The following is a 23865-nucleotide window of genomic DNA, read 5'->3' as shown; positions in this document are numbered from 1 at the left end:
GTCTTTCTTTTTCTTTACCCTTTACATTCAAGAAACGCGACCAAGTTTCCTTCCTAAATTACTGTAAATCCTCTAAATTATATAGCAGTTCCTCAATTTGGACTTGTGTCGGGTCTAGTTGCAGCAAACGCTGAAACACGTCTTTTGCTTCTTTTCGCAGCCCTTCCTCCAGCAAAAAGTAACCGTACTCTTCCAAAAAGGAAGAATCATCCTTAAAAGAAGTATATGCATCGCGATAATGGTTTAATGCATCTGAATACAACTCAAGCTGTTTTTTTGCGTATGCCGTCTCCCATATGAGTTGCGGATCATCTTCTCCATATTTTATTGCATCTGCTGCTATCTCAATCACCTCTTCATACTTTTCTTGCTGCTTAAATAGATGTATGAGTTGTAACGCTGCTCGCAGATGAGACGGATCTATTGCAATAGCTTGCTCAAGCTCTAGCTGTGCTTCATCCATTCTACTAAGTTTTGCTGCCGCCTCTGCCACTTGAACATGCAAATCGGCAGAGTATTCATCTGTTTTCAATCCCTCTCTTAACGTGTCATAGCTTTCCTGAAACAATCCCTCTTTGTCATAACACTCCGCCAAGTATAAATAAAGCGATGCATATTCCGGATCCTCTTGTTTCACCTCTAAGAAAGCCGCAATTGCTCTTTCATACAAAGCAGCCTGATAGAGTGTAAACGCATAACCAAACAATGAATGAATATCTCGCTGCTCCTGCAAACCTGATTCATAATAAAGAACAGCTTCTTCCCACTGTCCAAGCGCACTTAAACATTCTGCTAAACGAAGTGAAATATTGACCCCCGCTATATCGTCATGCTCAGCAAGTACCTCTCTGTAATAAGGAACAGCCTCTGCATAACTGCCGCGTCCGCTATACAGTTCTCCTAATCCAAACGCAATGACAGATTCATCAGGCATCAAGCGGCGTGCCATTAACAACTTCTGCTCTGCAACTTCCTCCAATCCTTGCATTTGGTATAAATCAGCAAGCGTCAATAATGCCTGTACGTATAAATCATCATCTTCCGTAACCTCACCGAGCACTTCAATGGCTTCATCCTCCCTGTCCAAATCAGTATATAGCTCAGCCAAAAACAGCGTAAGCTCACTCTCGGTTTCATAGCGCATGCGCAGTTCCTCAGTCACTTTTAACGCTTGTTCAACAAAACCTAATGTATGATAATAGCGAGCGATATTATATTTTTCTTCATCCGTACCTTCTTGAACGCAAGCATTAAGGAGCTTTAAACCTTCCTCAATTTCCCCTTGTTCTATGTAATCAATAGCTTGACTCAATTTATTCATCGTATATAGTACTCCTTTTCCGTAATACTGCCATTTTTATTATGATAAACAATTGAGAAGAATAGGGCAACTATAGAACCTCTCCCCCCTTAAGTAACGGTCGTACAACCTCTTTATCACACTGTAAATGTTCCACAGAGGCGTAGCTGCACTTATACTGTATTCCTAACATTTCCGATTACGTCGAATTGGCTTCTGGCTGGAAATTTATACTTTCCGACAGTGAAAAAAAGAATCCCCCAAAGGGAGATTCTTACTGTTGCAATTCTTTCAACTGTTCAAAGAAATTCGGATAGGACACAGCTGCCGCTTCACTGTTTTCAATAACCGTTTCTCCATCAGCCAAGCATGCCGCCACTGCAAGCATCATACCAATCCGATGGTCTCCATGGCTATTTACCTCAGCGCCAGAAAGACTGGATTTTCCGTATACGATCATGCCGTCTTCTGTTGCTTCCACGTTTGCACCCATTTTGCGCAATTCATGTACAACCGTATCAATGCGGTTTGTTTCCTTTACTTTTAATTCCGCCGCATCCTTAATAACTGTTACTCCTTGTGCTTGAGTTGCTGCTAATGCAAGAATTGGAATTTCATCGATTAAACGAGGAATTACATCCCCACCTATTTCTGTTCCTTGTAATTGAGAAGTCTCGATTGTTACATCACCGAATGGCTCAAACTCTTCATTTTGGATATTTTCAATGGTAATAGCTGCACCCATTGCCTTTAGCACATCTAAAATACCTGTTCTTGTTGGATTGAGTCCAACCTTTTTCAACGTAATTTTGCTGTCTGGCACAATCGCACCTGCTACTAGGAAAAACGCCGCTGAGGAAATATCGCCAGGTACCTCAATATGAACTGCCTTCAGTTCTTGCTGTCCCTGTAAGGAAACAGTGCGTCCATCTGTTTGTACGCTGCATCCAAAAGCACGCAGCATTCGCTCTGTATGATCACGTGATTGCAGTGGCTCTGTTACAGAAGTCACGCCTTCTCCTTTTAAACCAGCTAAAAGCACAGCTGATTTTACCTGCGCACTTGCAACAGGAGAATCGTAATGCATTCCCTTCACTTGCCCGCCGCGAAGGCTGATTGGCGTAAATTGACCGCCTTCTCTCCCATCAATCTGTGCGCCCATCTGCTTTAGGGGCTCTGTTACGCGTTTCATTGGACGTTTGGCGATAGAGCTATCTCCCACTAAGCAAGAATGAAACGGCGTGTTCGACAAAATACCCATCATTAAGCGAATCGTCGTGCCAGAATTGCCGACATCCAATACTTCCTTTGGCTCCTGTAAGCCGTCAATTCCATTTCCGTATACTTCAACATAGTCACCATTTTGTTCAACCGTTACGCCAAGTTTTTGAAAGCATGAAATCGTGCTTAGGCAATCTTCACCTGGCAAAAATCCATTAATTGTTGTTTTCCCTTTTGCAATTGCTCCGAACATGACAGCTCGGTGAGAAATAGACTTATCTCCCGGTACCTGCAACGTTCCGCGTAAGCCTTGCGTTGCTTTCATCAATTTTGTCATCGTTGTCACCCCTACATCGTCGTATAGGTTCCGTATCCGTGCTGCTCGAGACAAAGCTTCGCATTCGCCCTGTCCTCTTCCGTTTGGAAGCTAAGCCGCAGTACGCCGTATACGTCCTCACGCGTTTCAAGAATTCGAATATTCGTAATGCTGATATTTTTAATAGCGAGCAAGGTTGTAATATGCGAGACAACACCTGTACGATCAAGGATATCTACATATAAATCGTAAAAGGATGGAATGGCACCCTTTGACCGAATCGGAAGTGTATCCCGAAACTGCTTGGCGCCGCGGAAATAATCGTATAACTGTTCCCCATTTCCTTGCTCTACCATGCTGCGTACCTCCCGCATTTCCTCCATCCATTCATCGAGGAACGAGAGAATATTTTCCTTGTTGTGTTTGATAATATCACGCCACATAAACGGACTGCTGGACGCGATACGCGTAATATCACGAAATCCGCCTGCTGCAAGCCCATTTACAAGGTCATCCCTGTCAGCATGCTGCTTAACCTGGCGTACAAGACTTGCCGCAATGACATGAGGAAAATGACTTACAATCCCTGTCAACCTATCATGCTGCATCGCATCCATCGTTAAAAATCGTGCTTTTGTCCCTTTGAGCCATTCCTTCAACTGCTCAACCTTCTCATTCTTCGTATCTGCAAACGGAGTGAGAATATAAAAAGCATTTTCGAATAGATGAGCCTTTGCACTGCCAGCACCGGTTTTATGGGAACCAGCCATTGGATGGCCACCGATAAAGGTAATGCCTTTCTCATGCAGCACGCGTGCGCGCTCCATAATTCTTTCCTTTGTACTTCCTACATCAGTAATAATCACATTTTCCTTTAAGGAACATTGTTCTAGCTGCGTAAGAAGCTTTTCCGTTTCCTGCACAGGAGCAGCGAGCAGAATTAAATCTGCCCGCTCGGCCTCCTCCATAAACTGATCTGTGATTTCATCAATAATATTTAATGATTGGGCAAGCTTACAGTGCTCCGCATTAACATCTTGTCCGATAATGGTTACATCGTGCTCCTGTTTGATAGCAAGTGCTACCGAACCACCGATGAGCCCAACACCGACAAGCAAAACGCGCTGTTTCACGAACGTGTCTCCTCACGGCTGCTGTTTAAGAATGAAAGCAACAACTGCGTTAATTGCTCGTTATCCTCCCGTTTCCCAACAGTTACACGAACACCTCTTCCAAGTCCTAGACCCGCACCAGAACGAACAATGAAGCCTTTTTGCATCAAATACTGGAACACATCATCACCTGTCTTACCGATCTCCATAAACACAAAGTTTCCTTGAGATGGGTAATACGGGATGTCATGCGCTTTGCAAAACTCGTAATATTGTTGACGACCTTCTTCATTTACTTTCACACAATATTCTAAAAACTCCTTGTCGTCTAATGCTGCAATAGCTGCCGCTTGTGCAACTGTTGATGTATTAAATGGCAATCTTGTCACTTCAATTTTCTGAATAAGATCTGCATGACCGACCGCATACCCCATACGAAGTGCCGCAATACCATAAGCTTTCGAGAATGTGCGCAGTACCATTAAGTTTTCGTAGCGAGGAAGAAGCGCCAATGTATTCGGATAATCCGCCGCCGTTGCATATTCATAGTACGCCTCGTCCATAATAACAAGCGCTGTTTTTGGTACGCGCTCTAGGAAGGAAACAATCTCTGCCTCATTCACATATGTTCCCGTTGGATTGTTCGGGTTACAGATCCAAACGATTCTTGTATTTTCATCTACTTGTCCAAGCATAGCTTCCAAATCATGAACACCATCTCGCAATGGCACCTCACGAATTTGCGCATTTTCAATCACCGCATGGTGGCGATATTGTGAAAACGTCGGTGATGCCATAACAACATTTGTTGTTTCATCTAAGAGTGCTCGGCTAATAATTTGGATTACTTCATCCAATCCACTTCCAAACAACAGTTGATTTTGCTCAGCTCCAACATGCTCTGCAACCTTTTGGCGTAATACTGTTGCAGCACCATCCGGATACAATGCAAACTGTGAGGAAAGAGCTGCTAATGCCTCCGCAACCTTCGGAGAGCAGCCGAAAGGATTCTCATTTGATGCAAGTTTGATGATTTTTTCCAATCCATATTGCTTTTTTACTTCTTCAATCGTTCTTCCAGGCGAATAAGCTTTTAACGATAATAGCTGTTGTTTTACGTTCATAAAAATTCCCTCACTTCAGTCAATCAATTTTGTAAATCGGGACGCAGCTGAACAGCCTTCTCTTTATATACGTGTATAATCTCTTGCTGTGTTAGCGTCGTTTCTGCTGTCACCATAATACGAATACATTGTTGAAGCGCTCCAACTACATCCATTTCCTGCATACACGTCACAGGCACATACATACATCCATCTATTCTGCGAAGGGCAGCTGCCGGAAAGCACGCATTTATATCCGCAGTGGCAGAAATAAGTACAGACACAACATCGGTAGGAGAAAGGTTGTTTTTCTCAATTATTTCTTTAAATAGCTGCTCGGTCGCCTCCAAAATGATATCTGCTTCATTATGCTCAACCGTTGTCGCGCCGCGGATTGCACGCATCACAATGACCACTCCCTATTCATAAACTCCTCAAGTGTCGATGCAATGAGTTCATCTGACACCGGCACAACTTCTACTTCACCAATTTCCTTCATCAGCACCATGCGGATTACACCGCTATTTGCTTTTTTATCCTTCTTCATCAATTCAATCAGGCGATCTGCCGATAGACCGGCCGGAAGCTTAGGAAAGCCGTAAGCGCGGAACGTTTGTACAAATGACTTATATTGCAAATCCTTATGGTATACACGTTCACTCAATAAAATTGCGTATAGCATCCCAATTGCTACAGCGTCCCCATGTGTCACTGTTCCGTATCCTAACTCAGCTTCAATCGCGTGCCCAAGCGTATGACCAAAATTTAAATACGCTCGGATACCCTTTTCGGTCTCATCTTGAGAAACGACCGCAGCCTTTACTCCGATTGCTTTCTCTAATGCATAAATCAGCTTATCACCGCGTAAATCCTCTAACGTGCGAACCTCGTTGCGCAGCCAAGCATACAGCTCCGCATCCCAAATAAGCGCATGTTTTAGCATTTCAGCAAATCCAGAACGCCATTCCTGTACCGGAAGCGAATCGAGAAATGAAATATTGTACAAAACAGCTTCTGGCTGATGAAACGCTCCAATCATATTTTTCCCAAGGGGATGATTGACAGCTACTTTCCCGCCAACCGCACTATCATGAGCGAGCAAAGTTGTCGGAATCTGTATAAATCGGATGCCGCGCATAAATGTTGCAGCAACAAACCCAGCTAAATCACCAATCATCCCCCCGCCAAGTGCAATCACAAGGGAATGTCGGTCTAGCCCGATTTCAAGGGCGCGCGTTTGAGCTTTGTAATAGTTCTCAAAAGATTTTTCCTTTTCCCCGCTAGGAACGACAAATGAATATACTGACAAGTCAGAATGAATGGCATTTGTAACATCGTCTAAGTAACGAGAAGCAACCGCCTCGTCTGAGATGATAAGCACAGAGGAAACAGCCGGCTTCATAGCCGCTACTGTTTCCTCAAGCTTTGTCAAGGTGTTTTGTCCTAAATACAGCGGATATTGCTTCGATTTCGTTGCAATATGTACGCTCTTCATTAAAACTCCCTCGCATATCGTTTATGCTTTTCAATATTTTCCTTCAGCAAGTCAATACGGTCTTGACCAAATTGCTGCACTAAAGCGCACGCAAGCTCCCAAGCAACAACTGCTTCTGCAACCACACTAGCTGCCGGAACGGCACAGCTGTCAGAGCGCTCAATGCTCGCTTGGAATGCCTCTTTCGTGTCAATATCTATGCTTTGCAGTGGCTTGTACAATGTCGGAATCGGCTTCATCACACCGCGCACAACGATTGGCATACCAGTTGTCATTCCGCCCTCTAATCCACCTGCATTATTTGTTTTCCGTGAAAAACCAGCTTGCTCATCCCATGTAATCTCATCATGTACAACACTTCCAGGTTTGTGCGCCGCTTCAAAACCAATGCCGATTTCTACGCCTTTAAAAGCATTAATGCTCATGACTGCCGCCGCTAGCTTCGCGTCCAGCTTGCGGTCGTATTGCACATAGCTACCAACACCCACTGGCATACCTTCTACAACTACCTCTACAATACCGCCAATAGAATCTCCGTTTTTCTTCGCATCATCAATTGCCTGCATCATCTTCACTGCTGCTTCTTCGTCTAAGCAGCGTACAGGTGACGCTTCTGTAACTTCTTTCAGCTCATCAATCGATGTATAAGCAGTCTTTTCAGCTTTGACACCGCCGATTTCAAGAACATGTCCTGCAACCTTTACCCCAAGCTCCTCCAAAATACGTTTTGCTACAGCACCAGCTGCAACACGTACCGTCGTTTCACGTGCTGAAGAACGTTCAAGAACATTTCTCATATCACGATGACCGTATTTGATAGCACCATTTAAATCCGCATGCCCCGGACGAGGTCTTGTAATTTTGCGTTTGATTTCACTATCCTCTTCTTGATCTAATGGAGCTGCCCCCATAATCTTTGTCCAATGCTTGAAGTCACGGTTTTCTACCGCAAGTGCAATCGGTGAACCAAGCGTCACGCCGTGGCGCACACCGCTTAAGATTTGTGCTTCATCCTTTTCGATTTGCATCCTTCTTCCGCGACCGTGTCCTTTTTGTCTTCTTGCTAATTCCTCATTGATTTGTTCAGCCAGTAGTGGCAATCCGGCTGGCACGCCTTCTATTATTGTTGTTAGTTGCGGTCCATGTGATTCTCCCGCTGTTAAGTAGCGCATGGCGATACCTCCTTATGCAGTATTTATGTATCAATATAACACATCGTCTTCTCTTTCGTAACTAGTTCAAACAAAAAAGACATGAGCCCGCCATAGTGGTCTCCTGCCTTTTTATCTAAAGCGTTTTCAATTCCAATTAGTAAATCCATTGGTTTAGTAATTTTGTATAGGACACAAGCTCTTCTTCTTTGAAGAAGATGGAAATCTCACGCTCCGCACTTTCAGGAGAGTCTGATCCATGAATTACATTTTTATTCAGTGCTACCCCGAAATCGCCGCGAATAGTGCCCGGAGTAGCTTCTCTCGGATTTGTTTTCCCCATCATTTGACGTGCAGTCGCAATGACTCCCTCACCTTGCCAAGCCATAGCAAAGACAGGACCCGATGTGATGAAATCTACAAGTTCGCCAAAAAACGGACGTTCGGCATGTTCAGCGTAATGAAGACTTGCTGTTTCCTTAGAAATTTGCATAAGCTTCGCGCCGATAAGTTGATACCCCTTCTTTTCAAAACGAGCAACAATATCGCCAATCAATGCACGCTGCACACCATCAGGCTTTACCATTAAAAACGTTTTTTCCATGAAATTCTCTCCATTTCTGCATTCATTATGTATATTACCATCCCATGACAATAGTATCATTACTTTCTTAATTTATCAACAGTTTCGAAATGGAGGAATTTTCTTAAAATTCAATTCTTTCAAAAATAGACCTTAAAACTTTCTTTTCCCAATATATTTAGCAATATTATACAACGCTGTTTTAGCTTGCCCTCTTGGCAACGGCTTAATTACTTCTAATGCCTTTTGCAAATACCTTTCACTAAGCATAAAGGATTTCTCAATCGCATCACTATTTTTAATCAAAGCAATAATATCTTTCATCTCATCTGTATCAATTTCTGAGTGAACCTTAACAATCCGTTCACGGAGAGAAGGAATTTCCATCGCATATAATACCGGGAGTGTAATATTTCCCTGTAAGAGATCGCCCCCTGCTGGTTTGCCGAGCTTCTCCTCTGTTGAAACAAAATCGAGAATATCATCAATAATCTGATACGACATTCCTACAAAATAACCAAACCAAAACAAACGCTTGATAGTATCAGGGGACGCCCCCGATGAAATTGCTCCAAGTTCGCAGCTCGCAGCGATGAGCAAAGCTGTTTTCCTTTTAATCCGTCTTAAATATGTACGTAGACTCTGATCAAAATTATATTTATCGCGAATTTGCTCAATTTCTCCTTTGCATAGCTCTACCATCGCTTTTGATAAAGTTTGATGCACCTCTGGGATCTCGATATTTGTAATACAACGGAGTGATTTGGCAAACAGATAATCTCCAGTATACATAGCAATGCGCTCTCCCCATCTCGCATTTACTGTCGGGCTGCCGCGTCTTACAAGGGCTGCATCAATCACATCATCGTGAACGAGAGAGGCCATATGAATCAGCTCCAGAGCAACCGCTGCATGCTTAATGACATCTAGCCGATAATTACCAAACTTTCCTGACAGCAGCACAAAAATAGGGCGGATCCGCTTGCCGCCTGCCTGAATTAACTGCATCGCTGCATCCTGCAGCAGTGCCTCTTCAGACGATACAACCGCTTTTAATTCTTGCTCAATTTTTTCAATATCCGACCTTAAAAAAGAGTACGTTACTTGTAACTTCATACTGTTCACCTTGACTTCAAAACTTCTTTGGTTTATACCCTACATGCATCGCCGCAACGCCAAACGTAAACGGCTTTACTTGCACTTTCTCTAATCCTGCCTGTTCAAACATCCTTGCTAATTCCTGCATTCCTGGAAACGTGCTTGCCGACTCCTGAAGCCAAGAATATTCCTTGTAGCTTTTCGCTAACATTTTCCCTAATATCGGCATAATGTAGCGGAAATATAACATATAGAGTTGACGCACACCGAATATTGTAGGCTGTGATGTTTCCAAGCATACAACCTTCCCCCCTGGTCTTACAACTCTTGTCATCTCCCGTAATACCTGCAGATAATCTGGAACATTGCGTAATCCAAAACCAATTGTTATGTAATCAAACGTATTATCCGCAAACGGAAGCTGCATTGCGTTTCCATGCACAAGCTTTACTTGCTCCAAATTTAGCGCCTTGATTTTCTCCTCTCCAATAGAAAGCATGTTTTGACTAAAATCAAGGCCATACACCTTCCCATCTTTGCCAACTGCCCTAGCAAGCGCAATCGTCCAATCACATGTTCCGCAGCAAACATCCAGCGCTGCCTCTCCTTGCTTTACATCCATCACCTGCATCGTATATTGACGCCATGCTTTGTGGCGTTGAAAGCTGATCACAGAGTTCATTACATCATATCGTTTATAAATCTTCTCAAACACATCGTGCACTCGTTCTTCCTTCGACTGTTGCATGCCTTCTACCCTTCTTCCAGTGGATTTCTGTCAAAAGCTTATTATTATATATTCAACATTTTCATGGTTCCTATTAGCTTTTCATGACCTTCCGCCAGTTTACGCAACTCTGTCTTCGCATTTTTGATACAAGACTCATATGCTTCATTCAATTCCTCGCTCGGGAGCATCCGTAAAAAAAGGGACCGCACAGGTGTCTCCTTCCCCTGTTGGTGCATCACATACTCACGCTCCATGCGCTTGAGTGCTGCAGCTGCCGCAACAAACGGTTTCCATAACGGTACATTAAAATGGTCACAGGCTTTTTGAAGAAGTGCCGATTCGATAATAGCCACACTCTCCACAACAACTGCTACCATCTTTTTCTCCTCTTGATAGAGCACAATCTTCTCCTCGTTAACCTCTTCAATCCCCTCTGCTAATGTCCGAATCAAAGCAATATTATGTCGTTCCGCCAACAGATAATAATACAATCCGCTGTAATAATCCCCCGCCAACGCGGTTATCTGCCGTTTTGTATGAGAGTCTTCCGATCCTGTATTATTTGAAACATTCTCGTGAGTATCAAGAGCGATTTGTACAAGCATAATCGTCAAGGCATAATGCTGAATCTCATCTATATGTAAGTTTGCACTTTGTAACAGAGAGTATAAAAGCAATAATTTATCTTCGTCTACAAACGGAAGGTCAATGTGACGCATTACGTAGGGATGCCGCAATTTTTCTTCCAAGCGCTCTTTTATTTCCTTAATGCATTCATAGATGTCATCCACACTCATCACCCTTGTCCTTCAAAGTCCATGCATAACATAATCCGTAAAACCTATTATAACACATACACATCAATTTCCTATTAAAAAAAGAAAAGCAGCCTTCTGCTTTTCTTTTAGTTGGATTTAATAAGGGATAGCACTTCAGCTCTTGCTGCAGCGTCTGTTGCTAGTACACCTCGAACCGCTGACGTCACCGTTTTCGCCCCCGGTTTCTTTACGCCGCGCATCGTCATACACATATGCTCTGCCTCTAACACAACCATTACACCGTGTGGGTCAAGTACATCTAAAATAGCATCGGCTACGGTAGACGTGATTCTCTCCTGAAGTTGCGGCCTCCTCGCTACCGTGTCCACTGTACGAGCTAATTTACTTAACCCTGTTACGCGTCCGCCCCTTGGTATATATGCAACATGGGCTACTCCGTAAAATGGCACTAAGTGGTGCTCACACATAGAAAAGAACGGAATATCTTTGACGAGAACGAGTTCTTCATGTTCTTCTCCAAATACTTTATGCAAATGCAACTTCGGATCCTCATTCATGCCTGCGAAAACTTCAGCATACATCTTGGCAACACGCTTTGGCGTCTCTAATACCCCTTCACGATTCGGGTCATCACCAATCGCCTCAAGAATAAGGCGAACTGCATATTCAATCTGCTCTAAATTCACTTTTGCCATCCACCAAGATCCTCCAGACTAAAACCTATTTATGAACATATTCTAGCATAGAAACATTTGGAAAAGCAAAAAGCACCGCTGACCGGGTGACTTCTCGCTGGAACTTTATACTTTCCTATAGTGCAAAAAAACAACCCCCTGCTTCTTTCGAGGCAGAGGGTTATTTTTGTAATAAGGCACTTATTTGTAGAAGTTATCAACGCTGAGTCTTTGTATGTATTACACTCGCTTAGTTCAGCAACTTTCTTCTAAGCACCTTGCCTTTTACGCTTCTTGTACTGCGTCCTTAAGAGCCTTGCCTGGTTTAAAAGCAGGCACCTTGCTAGCCGCAATTTCAATCTCTTCGCCAGTTTGAGGATTGCGCCCTTTGCGAGCAGCACGTTCACGAACCTCAAAGTTACCGAATCCGATTAATTGTACCTTATCACCATTTTTTAATGCATCTAAGATTGAATCGAAAACAGCATCAACTGCTTTCGTTGCGTCCTTTTTTGAAAGATCACTTGCTTCCGCAACTGCATTAATTAAATCTGTCTTATTCATGCCATTCACCTCCTCCCAAAGGGACCACTGTATGAATATTAATAAAGTGAGTCTTATTTTAATTTGTAGGCAAATTTCACAAGTTCTATACTACAAAGCTACAGATAATTCTTTATCAACGCCTATATTATATGATTCTTTCTTAGAATTCAATATTTTTAAAGAAAATGTTGCCAAGAAAACAAGAAAAAAATCGAAAACACCGCAAAATCTACTCTAACTCTGGCTATATTTGCTCTTTTCAAAGTAATAGTAGATTTTTTCATAACAAAAAAAAAGAAATTTCACCATATTCCCTTCAACAATATGTTATTTTAAAAAAAGAAAAAGGCCCCAAAAAGGAGCCCTGTTTCACAAAATAATAGCAATTAGACCACCGGAGCCTTCATTGATAATACGTTCCAGCGTTTCCTTAAGCTTGTAACGAGCGTTCTCCGGCATGAGAGATAGCTTTGCCTGAATCCCTTCGCGCACGATAGAGCTCAATGAACGTCCAAAAATATCAGAGCTCCAAATAGAGAGCGGGTCATCCTCAAAATCTTGCATTAAATAACGAACCAGCTCTTCACTTTGCTTCTCGGTTCCAATGATTGGCTCAAAGGTTGACTCTACATCTACTTTAATCATATGGATAGATGGCGCAACAGCTTTTAATTTTACGCCAAAGCGGGAGCCATGACGAATAATTTCTGGTTCATCGAGGCTCATATCAGCCAAAGCTGGCGCCGCGATGCCATAGCCTGTTTGTTTGACCATCCGCAAGGCATCAGCCACTTGATCATACTCCGTCTTTGCATAAGCAAAATCAAGCATGAGCTTTAACAAATGATCCTTGCCTCGAATCTCAACACCGACAACTTCCTTTAAAATTTGATCATATAGCTCATCTGGCGCATATAGGTCGATTTCTGCCACCCCTTGCCCCATGTCAATACCTGCAAGGCTCGCGTGGTCAATAAAATCATACCCGCCAAATTGCGATACGACACGGTCTACGTCACGCAGGCGTTTAATGTCCTTGACCGTTTCTTGAACCGCTTCTTGATAGCTTTGACGCAGCCAATGGCTTTCATTTAGCACCATAACCCAGCTCGGTAAATTTACATTTACCTCAAGTACAGGGAACTCATACAGCGCCTCACGCAAAACATTGAAGACGTCACCATCTCTCATCCCTTCCACACTCATCGCTAGAACAGGGATATCATATTGTTCAATCAAACTTTGTCTCAGTTGTTCAGTATCTGGATGATACGGCTGTACCGTATTAATAATCATGATAAAAGGCTTACCTACTTCTTTCAATTCATTCACAACGCGCTCTTCTGCATCTAAGTAATCGCGGCGCGGAATTTCACCAATCGTTCCATCTGTTGTGATAACAACACCGATTGTAGAATGCTCCTGAATCACTTTACGAGTTCCAATTTCTGCCGCCTCATGAAAAGGAATTGGCTCCTCATACCAAGGTGTACTAATCATACGCGGTCCGTTTTCGTCCTCGTATCCCTTGGCACCAGGAACAGTATAGCCAACGCAATCGACAAGACGAATATTAACAGCTAAGCCGTCCTCCACTTGAATGGAGACCGCTTGATTCGGAACAAATTTCGGCTCAGTCGTCATAATCGTTCTGCCTGCCGCACTTTGCGGGAGCTCATCTTGCGCTCTTTGACGATCGCCTTCACTTTCAATGTTCGGAATCACAACGAGCTCCATAAACTTTTTAATGAAAGTTGACTTCCCTGTCCGAACGGCACCCACTACCCCTAGATAAATATCACCGCCTGTACGCTCGGCAATATCTTTGAAAATATCGACCTTTTCCAAGTGATCCCCTCCCCAAGAGTTGTTGGAAATAAAATTGCGATCATTCTAGTAGTTAGGACATTACATACTTATGATGTTGTCCGTGTTGTATGACTATTTTATAAAGAAATTTTTTCTTCGTTGTGTAGTCAGAAGAAGTAAAAAACCCTTCTTTTAGAACGTATTCTTAAATAGAAGGGTTCATGACTTATTGCATGAAAAAAACGGGTTGTTTGTCCTCTGCCTTATAGGGAAGGGAATACGCCGGTACAAAAGGGGATTCCTTTGTGAGCAGAAAGCGGATATCGCTGTCTGGTTGCACTTTGTCCCCATGCTTCTGCAGCGCTTCATATAGGTCCACCCTGTAGTCTACATAAATTTCTCCTTGTCCATCGATCACCAACGGCAAGTTTTTACCAGAATACGGGCTCACAACATACGGTTCTTCATCATAACCAAGCTTGTTATAATCTAACGTATACACACCATTTGCAAGCACTTTTTGAAATGGCGGATATTGATGTTGATCACGGTACATTTGTAGCTTTAGCTTTAGATCACGAATTTTCTCAGTCACACGCAAATCAATAAGCTTTACCGTCGGCTTCGTTTCCACATCAATGAGTACATACTGATAGATACCGCCATTTTCAAACGAGTTGCCGGGAGGCTCCTGCATAAAGCGCGGCACTAATTTAGTAAACTCAATCGGATACTTTTGGTATAGCGACGTGCTCATATCCCGTGTTTTAATGGGAAGCAGACCACCGCTCTCCTTCTGAAACGAGTCTACGGCAGCCTGCACAGCAGCAAGTTGGTCAGCATACGGGGCTTGGTTTTGCTGTAATTTCTCCTGCGGATACAAACATCCTGTTAACACGCTTACAATACACATCATTATAATTACAATTGCAATATTTTTCATATACATCCGTCCTTCACTCACTTACCGGACCACTAAACACAACAATAAAAATAATAAATCCAGACACAATCATAAGCACGTACGCAATAACGGCTGTAATCCCTTTCAAAAGCTTATTCCGAATTTTATAACGGCTCAGCAAAATAAACATAACTGAAATAAACATAAATGCAATTGCTCCAAGCGCAAACCACATTTTTATTAACCCGACAGACATACATACCCCCCTTTATGTAATGACAATCTAGTACTATAACTCTTTTTTATTTTAGCAAATTATGTATCTAAAGAAAAAGTAAAAATACAGGACCTGTATGAAAAGAATCCAGACCCTATCCTCGCTTACAATCAATAAGAAAATTTCCCACTAAAAAACGGAAGCGAAGAGGGGCATCTTCGCTTCCGTTGACCAAATATCTCCCATTGCCAATCCATGTTCCTATTATACATAGTATCATATGCTATACGAAATGCGGATGGTTCCCACTTTTATGAAAGTTGTGTCATTTATTTCTTAAATAAATTGCCTAAAGCGCTTAAATCAGCAGGGATATTATTATTTACGACTGCTTTTACAATTTGCTCTTCCTTATCCTTCGATACTGGACGCCCCGCAAGCAAAGCGACTTGCTGAATGAGCTGACGCAGTACTTTTTCATCCTTTAAATTCGCATTTTGTACAGAAGCTGCCAGCTTAAAAATATCTTCTTTATTGACTTTTGTTTGCTTTTCAATATTATCAAAAAAGTTGTTGTTGCCGTTCATGAACTCCACCCTCTCCTGTAATCTACAATCCATCCTATGCGAGAGCGGAGAATTGGTGAAAACACCCAATAAAGAAAACTCGCCGATTAGCGAGCCCTGCCCTTGGGTGAAGACAGAGGCGTAGCCCTACTTATACTGTATTCCTAAAATTTCTCGCTACCTCGAATTGTCTTCTAGCTAGAAATTTATACTTTCTTAAAGTGTAAAAAGCAAGGCATCGTTGCATTTGCATGTTCCCATTATATCAAAGGTCCCCCAGCTGAACATGTATACTTTACGAAACTAAAAAGAGAGCTGTGAGCTCTCTTTTACAATAAATCGGGAATAGCCTCCATTTCATGTTTTCGGACACGCCCCATCAGCGATTCAACCGCTTCCTTGACACTTTTCCCATTAAATAACACTTCATGAAGAGCGATTGTAATCGGCATTTCCACATTCATTTTACCAGCAAGCTGATAAGCTGCTTTTGTTGTGCGTACTCCTTCTACAACCATCCCCATATTCGCCAGTACATCCTCTAGCGATTGACCCTTACCAAGCATATGCCCAGTTCGCCAATTTCGGCTATGTACACTTGTACACGTAACGATTAAATCTCCCATACCGGTTAAACCGGCAAAAGTTAACGGATTTGCTCCCATCATTCGTCCCAAACGCGCGATTTCCGCTAAACCGCGCGTCATAAGTGCTGCTTTTGCATTATCTCCAAGTCCTAAACCATCTGTAATACCGGCAGCCAACGCAATGATATTCTTTAAAGCGCCGCCAAGTTCTACACCGATAATATCTGGATTTGTATACACTCGAAAATAGCTGTTCATAAATAAATCCTGCACCATCTCTGCTGCTTCCAGATGCTTAGACGCTGACGTAACGGTCGTCGGATGGCGTAATCCAACTTCCTCCGCATGGCTTGGACCAGAGAGAACAACAACAGACGCAATAAGATGAGCTGGAATTTCCTCCTCAATTACCTCGGAAATACGTTTAGACGAGTCTGGTTCAATCCCCTTGCTCGCATGAATGAATGTTACAGGACTAGACAGCATCGGCCTGATTTGCCGTAATACGTCGCGATATGCCTTTGTCGGCACAACAAGCAAAATATGCTCGGCATCCTGCAAGGCGCTCTCTAAGGAAGCATACGCACGGATTCCATCCGGCAGTTCAACCCCCGGCAAATAACGATTATTCATACGAGTTTCATTGATTTCCTGCATAAGCTCCTCGCGATGTCCCCATAGACGCACTTCGTGGCCATTATCGGCTAGAACCATCGCTAAAGCCGTTCCCCAACTGCCAGCCCCTGCTACTGCAACAACTGTCATACAACCTCATCCTCCCCCATTAATCCCTAGCTCTTGCCAGAATCTTAATCGGTGTTCCCACAAAATTAAAGGCATCACGAATGCGATTAATTAAAAAACGCTCATACGAAAAATGCAATAATTCCGGATCATTGACAAATACAACAAACGTCGGCGGTTTTACAGCTACTTGCGTTGTATAATAAATCTTCAAACGCTTGCCGTTATGCATCGGCGTAGGATTTCTCGCTACCGCATCCATGATGATATCGTTTAAGACATTCGTTTGTACACGTAAATTATGGCTTTCACTAGCTGCTTGAATCATCGGTAAAAGTGTATGCGTCCGTTTCTTCGTTTTAGCGGACAAGAAAACAATCGGCGCGTAATCTAAAAACTGAAAATGCGCACGAATATTCTCTTCGAATTCCTTCATTGTTTTCTCATCTTTCTCAACTGCATCCCATTTATTCACCACGATTACAACAGCTCGTCCAGCTTGATGTGCGTAACCTGCAATTTTTTTATCCTGCTCAATAATCCCTTGCTCACCATCTAGGACCACAAGAACGACATCAGAGCGCTCTATTGCTTTTAACGCGCGCAATACACTATATTTTTCGGTACTCTCGTACACTTTCCCTTTTTTTCTCATACCCGCTGTATCAATAATTACATAATCCTGTCCGTCTTTTCGATACGGTGTATCAATCGCATCGCGCGTCGTGCCCTCAATATCGCTCACAATTACGCGTTCCTCACCAAGCAAAGCGTTCACAAGCGACGATTTCCCAACGTTCGGACGCCCAATCAAGGAAAAGCGGATCACACCTTCGTCATAATCCTCGCCTTCATATTTCGGAAAATGCTTCGCAACTTCATCAAGCAAGTCACCAAGTCCAAGACCGTGTGCACCGGAGATCGGAAACGGCTCCCCAAAACCAAGCGAATAAAAATCGTAAATATCCTCCCGCATTTCAGGATTGTCGATTTTGTTTACCGCAAGTACAACAGGCTTTTTAGATCTGTATAAAATTTTTGCTACCTCTTCATCAGCTGACGTAACCCCATCTCGACCGTTTGTTAAAAACACGATAACATCAGCTTCATCAATCGCAATTTCCGCCTGTTGACGAATTTGTGACAAAAACGGCTCATCACCGATATCAATTCCGCCCGTATCAATAATATTGAATTCATGCGTAAGCCATTCACCAGAGCTGTAAATGCGATCACGTGTTACACCTGGAATGTCCTCCACAATCGAAACCCGTTCCCCGACAATGCGATTAAAAATCGTAGACTTACCAACGTTTGGACGTCCAACAATGGCAACTGTTGGTTTTGGCATATTACTTTCATCCTTTCTCTGACTAATCTGTATGTAAAAACCCCCTCTTTGCGCAAGAAGGGGGTATCAACAATATTTCCTATCTTTCAAGCACTACACATTATATCATATGTTAGGAGTGTTTCACAATAATATATACGTTCTCCTGAAGTCTGTGCGCAATCCCATCTAAAATAGCCTCTAGATTTGCTGCAACAAATTCCATCTCCTCTGTAGAAGGGCATGTGAATAAAGGTGCTCCGCCTGCAAACTTACTTGCATCCGTTGTAATAACGGCTAGTATGCATTTTTCCAATATCATGACGATGTACGCCCCCCTTTTGCCGCTTCAGAGGAGAGGCGAATAGCGTTTTCAAGTGTTGGCACATTACCAATAATCTGTATCGCCTTTTCCACATCCTGCTCCTGCGGAAGAACAAACACTCCTATTCGACCATCATTTAAGTCCCGCTTAGCAAGAGGCACTAGAGCTGGGGTGCCTGAATCACGCACAACACCAAGCCCAACTGCCACATCATGCAAAATCGCCTGCCGTTGTCCAAGGTTTGAGAGCGTAATATTTGCATCCATTGACTTTGGCTTTAACAAAAATCCCATTCCATACTTCATAATCTCTTTCTGTCTTGCCGGTAAGCCGATATTCATAATATAGATATTATCAATATACAAACCAGCCCCATCAAATCGAAGCGGAGCATGTTCAATCTCGACAAGATCCTGCAGCCTGCCTCCGGACATGAGCGCTTTCGCTGCGAAAAAGGAAGCAATGCCTGCGATAACACCCGCTATGGGAGAATTAAAGGCGAAATATGCAAATGTCGTCACGAAGGATGCCATCATCGCCAAATAGTTCCGGCTCTCAAACACAAGTGCGATTCCTTCTATATAGGTGCTTCCGCGCGGTACAAGTTCAACGCCATCAAGCTGCTGTAAAGTATTGCGTTCCATATTGCGGACATCGCGAAATTGCGAAGCAGCGAGCGTTAAAAATGTTAGTGCCGAAAAGTCCTTTTTCATAATAGAAGGAATGGCAACTGCTCCCAAAATAGCCGCAATAAACCCCATTGCAATATGAACAATCTTCCCATGCAAACGGGTCGGATATTGTCTCGTATCGGTCCTTAGCATAATTAGACGTGTGATAACCCCCACAAGCACACCAAGTAAAATTGGGAACGTATAATGATTCATATCCTAGCCCTGTCTCTCCCTTACTTGTTTTTGTTTGAATGGTTCTACAAACGCGAGTCCCTTCAAGATGGCGGACAATACGCACAGTAAAAAAACAGCACATGCAACTGCATCTAGAAACAACATCGATCCAAACTCATTATGAAAACCATATGGCTCTAAAACAGCTGTAACTAAAATTTCACCCTGTACAACCCCAACACAAAGTACCAAAATACGCTCTTCTGGTAAACGAATTAATACGTAAGATATGTACGCAAGCAATATACTAAGAAACCATGTATGGTTGATAATAATCCAGACCGGATCGTACAATTCAACAAGATGAACAATTGCATACACCATTCCCACTATTGTCGAACACACAGCATAATACAGCTTTGTCAACATCGACAGACGACTAATACCGATAATGCCAATGACTAGCAGAAAAAATGCACCGATCCATATTCGGAATTCCCCGAACGTTACGACTGTTTGTGAAATCATAATCGTGAACAAAAGAACTGCTGCATAAACAAGACGCGCTTTGCTTTTTTTCATAAAAAATGTAACAAAAATCCAACCGAGCCAAGAGAAGAAATAAAAATAAGCCCCTTCCATGCTACTCCCTCCTATCATTTCCATTATGGGTGCTTTTTATGAAAAATAATCCTTCATGTAAAATCGTATAGTTCATCCCGAAACAGAAACACTTACAATAAGGAGGTGGAGAGGATGGGTAAAGACCGCCAAGAAAAGAAAATGAGAGAATCACGTCGCGTTGAATCCGACCGTGATCAAAATCTGCAATACCCAGGGGCTACTGGTCTCGATACACCAGAGCTCGCACGTGAACAAAACAAGCATTAAAACTATAACTCCTCAGCTCCAGAGGGCCAACGTTTCTCACTATGAAAGCCGCTCTTGGGCTTCGGATCGGGAAAAATATTTGACCTGAAAAAGCTAGACATCAAAAAAAGCGCGACATAACGTTTTGTTATGTCGCGCTTTTTCTGCTGTAGGCAGTAGTATCGATACCTCGTTCCGTCAGCCAATGATGTGTATAGCCACTAATTACAAGCGGGACGTGCTGTAATTGCTCGATAGTATTTGCTCCCAGCGCTGTCATAATCAATACCAAATCCTCATGCAGCGCAGCTAGCTCTTGTATTAAAGCTTCTACTCCATGATGCACAAGTATACGCAAGAACTGTCCAGCAAATGCTACAGCCGAAGCCCCGAGCGCAATAGCCTTTGCTGCATCCAGAGCCGTTTGCAGGCCACCTGAACCAATTAACGACGCGCCCCCGACACTTTCAGCCTCTACTAACGATGCCGCGGTAGGAATACCCCAATCATTAAAATATGATAACACTCGCTGACGCCGTTCGTTTTCAATGCCGGCAAAATTTGTTCCGCCAAAGCCGCCGACATCAATAATGGTCACACCTACGTTTCGCAGCTTTTGTATTGTTTCTTTACTCATGCCAAAGCCGACCTCTTTTACAATAACAGGAACGGCGCACTCCTTAACAATCATCTCAATGCGCCTGAGCGCACCTGTAAAATCACGATCGCCTTCCGGCATTGTTAGCTCTTGAATCACATTCAAGTGAATTTGTATTGCGTTTGCTTCAATCATCTCAATGGCACGCTTTGCCTGTTCAACTGTTGCCTCACTTCCTAGGTTTGCAAAAACGATTCCATTCGGGTTTGCTCTTCTCACGACTTTATAAGAAAGTTCCTCCCGCTTGTCTCGTAAGGCCGCCATTTGTGAGCCTACTGCCATCGCCAAACCTTGGTGCTTTGCGGCCATCGCCAAACTTTCGTTAACACGCTCCGTTTCTGCTCCACCGCCACCCGTCATCGCATTGATAAAAATAGGCGAACTTAAAGAAAGTTCGCCTATTCTCGTCTGTAACGAGATATGTTCACATGACGTATTCGGTAAGCTTTGATGAACGAAAGAAACATCCGAAAAGCCATGAGAGCAGGATTGCCCAGTAGAAAGCGCAAATTGAATATGATCTATCTTTCGCTGCGCTCTTGTCACAACCATCACCCGTTTATTTGCGTAATTTTTTCAACTGTTCACCGATAATGTCACCCAACTGGAAGGTGGACGACTCTGTTGTAGGCTGGTACTTGCTGTAATCTTCTTGCACTTCCGGCTCTGACGCATCTTTAATACTTAAAGACACACGCTTATTCTGCGGGCTCACTTCGAGCACCTTTACTTTTACAATTTGTCCGATTTCAAGCACTTCACTTGGATTCTTTACATGGCGATTGGCAATTTGGGACACATGTACCAAACCTTCAATAGAAGGAAGCACTTCTACAAACGCTCCAAAACTAACAAGACGTTTGACTTTTCCTTCTAAAATATCCCCCACCTTCACTTCATTTGCTATGTTTTCCCAAGGACCAGGCTGAGCAGCCTTAATGGAAAGTGATACACGCTGCGTGCTTGGATCTACTGACAATACTTTCACTTTAACAGCTTGCCCTTCTGATAATACATCAGATGCCTTTTCAACACGATCGTGAGAAATTTGTGAAATGTGGACTAAACCATCCACACCGCCAACATTGACAAATGCTCCAAAGTCAGTCAAACGCTGTACAGTTCCTTCCAGCACTTCTCCCGCCTTTAATGAATGCAGCGCTTCCTTTTTCTTAGTCTCCAGCGCTTCCTCTACTACTGCTTTGTGGGAAAGGATTACACGATTTTTCTCTCGCTCTAACTCTACGATTTTTACATCTAATGTTTTCCCTTTATAATCTGTAAAATCTTCTACATAATGTGTTTCTACAAGGGATGCTGGGATAAATCCACGAACGCCAAGGTCCACAACCAGACCGCCGTTTACGATATCTTTTACCGTTACATCGAACACTTCACCTGTTTGGAATTTGCCTTGCAACTCCTTCCAAGCCCGTTCTGCATCAACAGCACGCTTCGATAAAACAAGATCGTCGTCTTCAAGTTTGATGACTTGCAGTTCCAGCGTTTGACCTTCTTGTACAACATCGCTTGCTTTCTCAATGTGTACATTTGCCAGCTCACTGATTGGGATCACACCTTCTGTTTTGTAGCCTGCATCTACAAGCACTTGCTTATCTTCGACTTTTGTAACTTGAGCTGTGACAATATCGCCAACTTGCAGCGCCTTCGCCTCTACAATCTCTTCATTCATCTTTTCAACCATGGAAATACCTCCCTACTAAAATGAAAGTGCATATTATGTATATACGAAATGGAAAGAATAAGTTTCCATTTGCATGTTGGAAAAGTATTCAGAAAATATCTTCTTTTACTAAGTTCTAACAAATCCAAGAATTTGTCAAGTAAATTGTCCTCTTATAAAAATAAGGAAAGAGATCCTACTCTTTCCTTATTGTGCTAATTTCAAAGAGACAATATCCATAATCTTTTCCACGACTTGTTCAATGGATAAAGATGTTGTATCTAATTCAATTGCATCCTCTGCTTTCTGCAACGGCGCAAACTCCCGCTCGGAATCCAGCTTGTCACGCAGGGCAATTTCTTCCTTCAGTTTTTCTAAATCTGACGAAAAACCTTTCTCTATATTTTCCTGATAGCGTCGCTGCGCCCGCTCTTCAACAGAAGCCAAAAGGAAAACTTTAACTTCTGCATACGGTAGGACATGCGTTCCGATATCACGCCCGTCCATCACAACACCACCGCTCTCACCGAGCACTCGCTGCCTTTTTACCATCTCTTCTCGAACAAGACGATGCTTCGCGGGAATAGAGACAGTATTGGTTACCTCAGGAGATCGAATCGCATCTGTAACGTCATTGCCATTTAACAATACATGCTGTCCATCGCCCCGGTTTTCGAAGCGAATTTCAACCGCATTGAGCATCTGCACCACACTGCTCTCATCGTTCACATCGATACTATGATTTAAAGCAGCATATGTTAGAGCGCGATACATCGCTCCTGTGTCGATATATACATAAGAAAGAGACTTTGCGATAATTTTTGCAACCGTACTTTTCCCCGCAGCGGCTGGTCCGTCAATTGCAATAGAGATTTTTTGATTCATAGTAACACCTCATAATTTCACCTAAATAAAAAGAAATAGAGAAAAGCAGGAATCTGACCTGCTTTTGTAAGTTTTTCCCTTGAAAGTCTCCATTTATTGTAACACAACCATGCAGAGAAGCAAATCAAAACTACTTTCCTGTTTCTAAACTTTTTGTAACCTCTCCCTTTGTGACGCCCTCGTAGTACACAACCTTTGATAAATAAGGTGCAATACGCGGCTGCATCAGCAGCACTTGCGCCAGCAAAAGAAGTAAAAACTGCACTAGCACAAGCTTAATAATAAAATGCTCTACCCTTTTCACACTTATCCCGCCTTGTCCTTTTTCAC

The 23865-nt window shown here is 42.9% G+C and carries 28 protein-coding genes; 1 reads left to right on the top strand and 27 read right to left on the bottom strand.

Going from position 1 to position 23865, the window contains the following annotated elements; all coding sequences use genetic code 11:
* Positions 1–58: 58 nt before the first annotated feature.
* The 23 genes from EP737_RS11610 to EP737_RS11505 form a co-directional block, all read right to left on the bottom strand.
* Positions 59–1321, bottom strand: coding sequence for a tetratricopeptide repeat protein (locus EP737_RS11610; protein ID WP_129728141.1), 1263 nt, complete (start codon positions 1319–1321; stop codon positions 59–61).
* Positions 1322–1574: 253 nt separating this feature from the next.
* A complete protein-coding gene (gene aroA, locus EP737_RS11605) occupies positions 1575–2858 on the bottom strand; it encodes a 3-phosphoshikimate 1-carboxyvinyltransferase (protein ID WP_246040233.1) in 1284 nt (427 codons plus the stop codon).
* An 11-nt stretch (positions 2859–2869) separates the two neighbouring features.
* Entirely contained in the window at positions 2870–3970 is a 1101-nt protein-coding gene (locus EP737_RS11600) for a prephenate dehydrogenase (protein ID WP_129728140.1), read from the bottom strand.
* On the bottom strand, positions 3967–5073 hold the full coding sequence (hisC, locus tag EP737_RS11595; RefSeq protein ID WP_129728139.1) for a histidinol-phosphate transaminase: 1107 nt from the start codon (positions 5071–5073) through the stop codon (positions 3967–3969). Before hisC ends, EP737_RS11600 begins: the two co-directional genes overlap by 4 nt.
* 23 nt (positions 5074–5096) lie before the next feature.
* Entirely contained in the window at positions 5097–5462 is a 366-nt protein-coding gene (aroH, locus tag EP737_RS11590; protein ID WP_129728231.1) for a chorismate mutase, read from the bottom strand.
* The gene (aroB, locus tag EP737_RS11585) at positions 5456–6547 is read right to left on the bottom strand and encodes a 3-dehydroquinate synthase (protein WP_129728138.1); all 1092 of its coding nucleotides are present in this window, start codon (positions 6545–6547) and stop codon (positions 5456–5458) included. Before aroB ends, aroH begins: the two co-directional genes overlap by 7 nt.
* The gene (aroC, locus tag EP737_RS11580; protein WP_129728137.1) at positions 6547–7719 is read right to left on the bottom strand and encodes a chorismate synthase; all 1173 of its coding nucleotides are present in this window, start codon (positions 7717–7719) and stop codon (positions 6547–6549) included. Before aroC ends, aroB begins: the two co-directional genes overlap by 1 nt.
* A gap of 23 nt (positions 7720–7742) precedes the next feature.
* A complete protein-coding gene (locus EP737_RS26545) occupies positions 7743–7868 on the bottom strand; it encodes a hypothetical protein (RefSeq protein ID WP_281278892.1) in 126 nt (41 codons plus the stop codon).
* On the bottom strand, positions 7856–8302 hold the full coding sequence (gene ndk, locus EP737_RS11575; RefSeq protein ID WP_129728136.1) for a nucleoside-diphosphate kinase: 447 nt from the start codon (positions 8300–8302) through the stop codon (positions 7856–7858). The genes EP737_RS26545 and ndk overlap by 13 nt, the downstream gene beginning before the upstream one ends.
* A gap of 132 nt (positions 8303–8434) precedes the next feature.
* Positions 8435–9397 carry a heptaprenyl diphosphate synthase component II gene (gene hepT / locus EP737_RS11570; RefSeq protein WP_129728135.1) on the bottom strand — a complete coding sequence of 321 codons (963 nt, stop codon included), beginning with the start codon at positions 9395–9397 and terminating at the stop codon, positions 8435–8437.
* Between the two features lie 16 nt (positions 9398–9413).
* A complete protein-coding gene (locus tag EP737_RS11565) occupies positions 9414–10127 on the bottom strand; it encodes a demethylmenaquinone methyltransferase (protein ID WP_129728134.1) in 714 nt (237 codons plus the stop codon).
* Between the two features lie 44 nt (positions 10128–10171).
* Positions 10172–10900 carry a heptaprenyl diphosphate synthase component 1 gene (locus tag EP737_RS11560; RefSeq protein WP_425455885.1) on the bottom strand — a complete coding sequence of 243 codons (729 nt, stop codon included), beginning with the start codon at positions 10898–10900 and terminating at the stop codon, positions 10172–10174.
* Between the two features lie 113 nt (positions 10901–11013).
* Positions 11014–11583 (bottom strand): GTP cyclohydrolase I FolE, encoded by a 570-nt coding sequence (gene folE / locus EP737_RS11555; protein ID WP_129728132.1) that lies wholly within the window; start codon positions 11581–11583, stop codon positions 11014–11016.
* Positions 11584–11847: 264 nt separating this feature from the next.
* Positions 11848–12126 carry an HU family DNA-binding protein gene (locus EP737_RS11550; protein WP_129728131.1) on the bottom strand — a complete coding sequence of 93 codons (279 nt, stop codon included), beginning with the start codon at positions 12124–12126 and terminating at the stop codon, positions 11848–11850.
* A 351-nt stretch (positions 12127–12477) separates the two neighbouring features.
* Positions 12478–13956 (bottom strand): stage IV sporulation protein A, encoded by a 1479-nt coding sequence (gene spoIVA, locus EP737_RS11545; RefSeq protein WP_129728130.1) that lies wholly within the window; start codon positions 13954–13956, stop codon positions 12478–12480.
* Positions 13957–14143: 187 nt separating this feature from the next.
* Positions 14144–14860, bottom strand: coding sequence for a hypothetical protein (locus EP737_RS11540; protein ID WP_129728129.1), 717 nt, complete (start codon positions 14858–14860; stop codon positions 14144–14146).
* A 13-nt stretch (positions 14861–14873) separates the two neighbouring features.
* The gene (locus EP737_RS11535) at positions 14874–15077 is read right to left on the bottom strand and encodes a DUF2768 domain-containing protein (protein WP_129728128.1); all 204 of its coding nucleotides are present in this window, start codon (positions 15075–15077) and stop codon (positions 14874–14876) included.
* A 290-nt stretch (positions 15078–15367) separates the two neighbouring features.
* Positions 15368–15625 (bottom strand): stage VI sporulation protein F, encoded by a 258-nt coding sequence (locus EP737_RS11530; protein WP_129728127.1) that lies wholly within the window; start codon positions 15623–15625, stop codon positions 15368–15370.
* A gap of 308 nt (positions 15626–15933) precedes the next feature.
* On the bottom strand, positions 15934–16956 hold the full coding sequence (locus EP737_RS11525; protein WP_129728126.1) for an NAD(P)H-dependent glycerol-3-phosphate dehydrogenase: 1023 nt from the start codon (positions 16954–16956) through the stop codon (positions 15934–15936).
* 19 nt (positions 16957–16975) lie between these two features.
* Entirely contained in the window at positions 16976–18286 is a 1311-nt protein-coding gene (der, locus tag EP737_RS11520; protein WP_129728125.1) for a ribosome biogenesis GTPase Der, read from the bottom strand.
* A gap of 112 nt (positions 18287–18398) precedes the next feature.
* Entirely contained in the window at positions 18399–18587 is a 189-nt protein-coding gene (locus EP737_RS11515; RefSeq protein ID WP_129728124.1) for a capping complex subunit for YIEGIA, read from the bottom strand.
* On the bottom strand, positions 18584–19477 hold the full coding sequence (locus EP737_RS11510; RefSeq protein WP_129728123.1) for a YIEGIA family protein: 894 nt from the start codon (positions 19475–19477) through the stop codon (positions 18584–18586). Before EP737_RS11510 ends, EP737_RS11515 begins: the two co-directional genes overlap by 4 nt.
* 3 nt (positions 19478–19480) lie before the next feature.
* Positions 19481–20080, bottom strand: coding sequence for a YphA family membrane protein (locus tag EP737_RS11505; protein ID WP_129728122.1), 600 nt, complete (start codon positions 20078–20080; stop codon positions 19481–19483).
* Between the two features lie 114 nt (positions 20081–20194).
* On the opposite strand from EP737_RS11505, the gene EP737_RS11500 reads away from it, so the two are divergent.
* Positions 20195–20329: a YpzI family protein gene (locus EP737_RS11500; protein WP_129728121.1), complete on the top strand. Its 135-nt coding sequence runs from the start codon at positions 20195–20197 to the stop codon at positions 20327–20329.
* 127 nt (positions 20330–20456) lie between these two features.
* On the opposite strand, the gene fni is transcribed toward EP737_RS11500, so the two are convergent.
* The 4 genes from fni to EP737_RS25565 all read right to left on the bottom strand — a co-directional run bounded on the left by fni (position 20457) and on the right by EP737_RS25565 (position 23839).
* Positions 20457–21512 carry a type 2 isopentenyl-diphosphate Delta-isomerase gene (gene fni, locus EP737_RS11495; protein ID WP_129728120.1) on the bottom strand — a complete coding sequence of 352 codons (1056 nt, stop codon included), beginning with the start codon at positions 21510–21512 and terminating at the stop codon, positions 20457–20459.
* 13 nt (positions 21513–21525) lie between these two features.
* Entirely contained in the window at positions 21526–22671 is a 1146-nt protein-coding gene (gene rpsA / locus EP737_RS11490; RefSeq protein WP_129728119.1) for a 30S ribosomal protein S1, read from the bottom strand.
* 186 nt (positions 22672–22857) lie between these two features.
* Positions 22858–23535: a (d)CMP kinase gene (cmk, locus tag EP737_RS11485; RefSeq protein ID WP_129728118.1), complete on the bottom strand. Its 678-nt coding sequence runs from the start codon at positions 23533–23535 to the stop codon at positions 22858–22860.
* Positions 23536–23665: 130 nt separating this feature from the next.
* A complete protein-coding gene (locus EP737_RS25565) occupies positions 23666–23839 on the bottom strand; it encodes a DUF5359 family protein (RefSeq protein WP_165350765.1) in 174 nt (57 codons plus the stop codon).
* Positions 23840–23865: the final 26 nt, after the last annotated feature.

This window comes from Ectobacillus funiculus, assembly GCF_004138295.1.
Classification (GTDB): domain Bacteria; phylum Bacillota; class Bacilli; order Bacillales; family Bacillaceae_G; genus Ectobacillus; species Ectobacillus funiculus.
The sequence above is the reverse complement of the archived record's forward strand: the minus strand, read 5'-3'. Positions and strand labels throughout refer to the sequence as shown.

Excerpts from the sequence above, each read along its gene's own strand:
- EP737_RS11610 (WP_129728141.1), bottom strand. The coding sequence starts at position 1,321 with ATGAATAAATTGAGTCAAGCTATTGATTACATAGAACAAGGGGAAATT.
- aroA (WP_246040233.1), bottom strand. The coding sequence starts at position 2,858 with ATGACAAAATTGATGAAAGCAACGCAAGGCTTACGCGGAACGTTGCAG.
- hisC (WP_129728139.1), bottom strand. The coding sequence starts at position 5,073 with ATGAACGTAAAACAACAGCTATTATCGTTAAAAGCTTATTCGCCTGGA.
- aroB (WP_129728138.1), bottom strand. The coding sequence starts at position 6,547 with ATGAAGAGCGTACATATTGCAACGAAATCGAAGCAATATCCGCTGTAT.
- aroC (WP_129728137.1), bottom strand. The coding sequence starts at position 7,719 with ATGCGCTACTTAACAGCGGGAGAATCACATGGACCGCAACTAACAACA.
- EP737_RS26545 (WP_281278892.1), bottom strand. The coding sequence starts at position 7,868 with ATGGATTTACTAATTGGAATTGAAAACGCTTTAGATAAAAAGGCAGGA.
- ndk (WP_129728136.1), bottom strand. The coding sequence starts at position 8,302 with ATGGAAAAAACGTTTTTAATGGTAAAGCCTGATGGTGTGCAGCGTGCA.
- hepT (WP_129728135.1), bottom strand. The coding sequence starts at position 9,397 with ATGAAGTTACAAGTAACGTACTCTTTTTTAAGGTCGGATATTGAAAAA.
- EP737_RS11565 (WP_129728134.1), bottom strand. The coding sequence starts at position 10,127 with ATGCAACAGTCGAAGGAAGAACGAGTGCACGATGTGTTTGAGAAGATT.
- folE (WP_129728132.1), bottom strand. The coding sequence starts at position 11,583 with ATGGCAAAAGTGAATTTAGAGCAGATTGAATATGCAGTTCGCCTTATT.
- EP737_RS11550 (WP_129728131.1), bottom strand. The coding sequence starts at position 12,126 with ATGAATAAGACAGATTTAATTAATGCAGTTGCGGAAGCAAGTGATCTT.
- EP737_RS11540 (WP_129728129.1), bottom strand. The coding sequence starts at position 14,860 with ATGAAAAATATTGCAATTGTAATTATAATGATGTGTATTGTAAGCGTG.
- EP737_RS11535 (WP_129728128.1), bottom strand. The coding sequence starts at position 15,077 with ATGTCTGTCGGGTTAATAAAAATGTGGTTTGCGCTTGGAGCAATTGCA.
- EP737_RS11530 (WP_129728127.1), bottom strand. The coding sequence starts at position 15,625 with ATGAACGGCAACAACAACTTTTTTGATAATATTGAAAAGCAAACAAAA.
- EP737_RS11525 (WP_129728126.1), bottom strand. The coding sequence starts at position 16,956 with ATGACAGTTGTTGCAGTAGCAGGGGCTGGCAGTTGGGGAACGGCTTTA.
- der (WP_129728125.1), bottom strand. The coding sequence starts at position 18,286 with ATGCCAAAACCAACAGTTGCCATTGTTGGACGTCCAAACGTTGGTAAG.
- EP737_RS11515 (WP_129728124.1), bottom strand. The coding sequence starts at position 18,587 with ATGATATTGGAAAAATGCATACTAGCCGTTATTACAACGGATGCAAGT.
- EP737_RS11510 (WP_129728123.1), bottom strand. The coding sequence starts at position 19,477 with ATGAATCATTATACGTTCCCAATTTTACTTGGTGTGCTTGTGGGGGTT.
- EP737_RS11505 (WP_129728122.1), bottom strand. The coding sequence starts at position 20,080 with ATGGAAGGGGCTTATTTTTATTTCTTCTCTTGGCTCGGTTGGATTTTT.
- EP737_RS11500 (WP_129728121.1), top strand. The coding sequence starts at position 20,195 with ATGGGTAAAGACCGCCAAGAAAAGAAAATGAGAGAATCACGTCGCGTT.
- rpsA (WP_129728119.1), bottom strand. The coding sequence starts at position 22,671 with ATGGTTGAAAAGATGAATGAAGAGATTGTAGAGGCGAAGGCGCTGCAA.
- cmk (WP_129728118.1), bottom strand. The coding sequence starts at position 23,535 with ATGAATCAAAAAATCTCTATTGCAATTGACGGACCAGCCGCTGCGGGG.